The 2,503-nt window shown below is 61.3% G+C and carries 2 protein-coding genes and 1 pseudogene; 2 read left to right on the forward strand and 1 reads right to left on the reverse strand.

The annotated features are described in order from the left end of the window. Positions 1-179 (forward strand): annotated as a pseudogene (locus A3754_RS28055) (lipoprotein-releasing system ATP-binding protein LolD); the annotation flags it as partial. Here A3754_RS28055 and A3754_RS21685 read toward each other — a convergent pair. Further along, positions 162-764, reverse strand: a complete 603-nt coding sequence (locus A3754_RS21685; protein ID WP_063521310.1) for a DUF2062 domain-containing protein — start codon at positions 762-764, stop codon at positions 162-164. The pseudogene A3754_RS28055 and the gene A3754_RS21685 sit on opposite strands and share 18 nt — an antisense overlap. A gap of 332 nt (positions 765-1,096) precedes the next feature. On the opposite strand from A3754_RS21685, the gene A3754_RS21695 reads away from it, so the two are divergent. Continuing rightward, positions 1,097-2,503 (forward strand): ComEC/Rec2 family competence protein (locus tag A3754_RS21695; protein ID WP_231880732.1); only part of this gene is annotated, 1,407 nt, incomplete at its 3' end.

A 2,503-nucleotide genomic window follows, 5' to 3' on the forward strand; every position in this document is an offset into this window, starting at 1 on the left:
TGGCGGATGAGCCCACCGGGAATCTGGATGAGCGCACTGCTGCACAAGTGCAGGCGCTAATGATCGAGTTGAATGAGAATCTGGGTACGGCGTTCATGATCGTGACCCATGACCGGGAGTTTGCCTCCCGCTGCCCGCAGCAATATGAGCTGCACGATGGGTTACTGCGGCGGCTTTGAGTCGTCGCGGGCCTCGTCAGCCTGGCGCTTTGCCTCTTCTTTGGCGTTTTCCTTTGCTTCCTGTCTGGCCTCCCGGCGTTCTGCCCGGGCGCGCCGGTGTGCGCGCAGGTTCCAGCTACGAATCACCGCCAGTCGCCAACTGACCTTGACTGCCAGGTAGGCCAGCCCGCCGAACAGAAATGCGCACAGCAACGAGCCCACCCACAGGGGAATCAACTGCTCCACAAACCAGGCCACGGTAATGCCTTCGCCGCTGTGGGGCGGCATGCCCAGCAACCAGGCACCGATGCGGTAGGTGAAATAGAAGATGGGGACATAGGTGACCGGGTTGGAAATCCAGACCAGCATCACCGACAGCGGCAGGTTGCAATGAAAGCGTACCGCCAGTAACGCGGCCAGCCCCATCTGCAGGGGTATGGGTAGCAAACCGGAGAAGATGCCGATAAAGGCGGCGCCCGCCAGTGAGCGGCGGTTGATATGCCAGAGATTGGGGTCCGACAACACCTCCCCGAGAAAGCTCAACGACTTGGTCTGCCGAATGCGTTCGGGTGTTGGCAGGTATTTGCGGAATATCCGTTTTGGCATGAACTCGCATCTACTGGCTGGGGTGGGGAGCGTCTGGCAGCCCCGGTACATTCTGGCGGGCGTTATCTCGCCGTCCACGAACGCACTCTATCAGTTCGTTGCTATGCCCGGTACGTTCGTGCCGGGATTAACCGCGAAAAAAGTGGGGCAAAAGGGCGTGTGTGCTCCCTTCCTGTTTCCCCGCGGGCGCTATTATGCCCGCATCGATAAAAAAGGCATACTCCTTCGCTGACGGCTTTCAGGATTGTTGGGTTCGTCAACAGAATCGCCATGTTGTGATGTCTGTGTAATCGTTTTCACGTCGTCGTTTCAGAAAATACCGCGGAGCAAGGATGCGTATGTGGTTGACGGCAGCGGCCATGGTGGCTGGCTGCTGGCTGGGGGTGTTATGGCCGTTGCTGGTGCTTTGTGCCGTGGCGGTGGTGGGAATGTGGCGTTACCGTTCCCGATGGCTCGTCTGGTTGGTGCTGGGCTACGGCTTCGGTGTGTGGCAACTGCACCAGGGGTTGGCGCAACGTCTGCCTGCAGAGCACGACCGGGCGGTGCTCAGCCTGCAGGGGCAGGTGCGGGATATTCCGGTTACCCGCCGTGAATTTCGTTTCGGCCGCTGGCAGGTTCGCCAGCAGATCCATCTGACGGTGTGGGGCAGTGAGGCATGGCCCGGCACGCACCGGGTGGTACTCAACAGCTATGCGCCTTCGGTATTGCTGAGTGCGGGGGACCGGGTGGCTCTGGATGCAGAGCTGAAGGTGCCGCGCGGCGTGTATAACCGCTTTGGTCCGGATCGTGCCCGCGCGGATCTTGCCGCCGGGGTGGATGCCCGTGGCAAGCTCGAGCGTGTTTCGGTAATCGCCAATCACGGCGGCGTGGATGCCTGGCGGGAGGCGCTGTCCTCTCAGGTGGCGGCGTCGGTATCTGGCTCTCCCTTTGGCAAAGCGGTATTACCGGCGTTGGTAGTTGGTGACCGTGCCGGGCTGTCGTCGTCTCTCTGGCGTACCTTTCAACTCACTGGCGGGGCTCACCTGCTGGCCATTTCCGGGCTGCATATTGCCATTGTGGCGGGCTGGTTCTGGTGGCTGGGCAGAGCGCTGCTTGCGCCAGTGCTGCAAGGCGTGGTTCCAGGGCTGCGACGATATTCGCTGCAGCAACTTGCCTGGTTGCCGGCGCTGCTCGGTGCCATGGGGTATGCGGCACTGGCAGGTTTCAGCTTGCCCACCATGCGTGCACTGGTAATGCTGATCGTAGTGGCAGTGGCCCAGTGGTGGAGAGTGCCGGTTTCGCTGTGGCGGGCGTTGGGCATGGCACTGTTGGTGGTGTTGTTGATCACGCCTCTGGCTGCGCTGTCAGCGAGCCTGTGGCTGTCTTTCGGTGCGGTCGCCTGTATCGCCATGCTGACCCGCAGCCATGCGCCCTGGCGGTTGATGTTGTTGCTGCCGGTGGTGATGGCCGTGGCGGGTGCGGTGCTGTTTCAGCAGTGGACACCCAGTGCCCCGCTGGCAAACCTGATTCTGGTTCCGCTCTACACCTTGTTGGTTATCCCTGCGGCATTGCTGGGGACGCTGCTCCAGCAGCCCTGGTTGTTGGGGGCTGCCGCCACCGGGGTGGAATTTTCCGTGTGGGTCATGATGTGGCTGGCGAATCTGGGCGTGCCGTCATGGCTCAGGCTGCCGTCCATGCCCGCAGGTATCGTCCTGATGATTGGGGTGATGTTGCTGCTGATGCCATTTTTGCCATTTCCT

It is taken from the genome of Alcanivorax sp. HI0083, from assembly GCF_001635175.1.

Excerpts from the sequence above, each read along its gene's own strand:
- A3754_RS21685 (WP_063521310.1), bottom strand. The coding sequence starts at position 764 with ATGCCAAAACGGATATTCCGCAAATACCTGCCAACACCCGAACGCATT.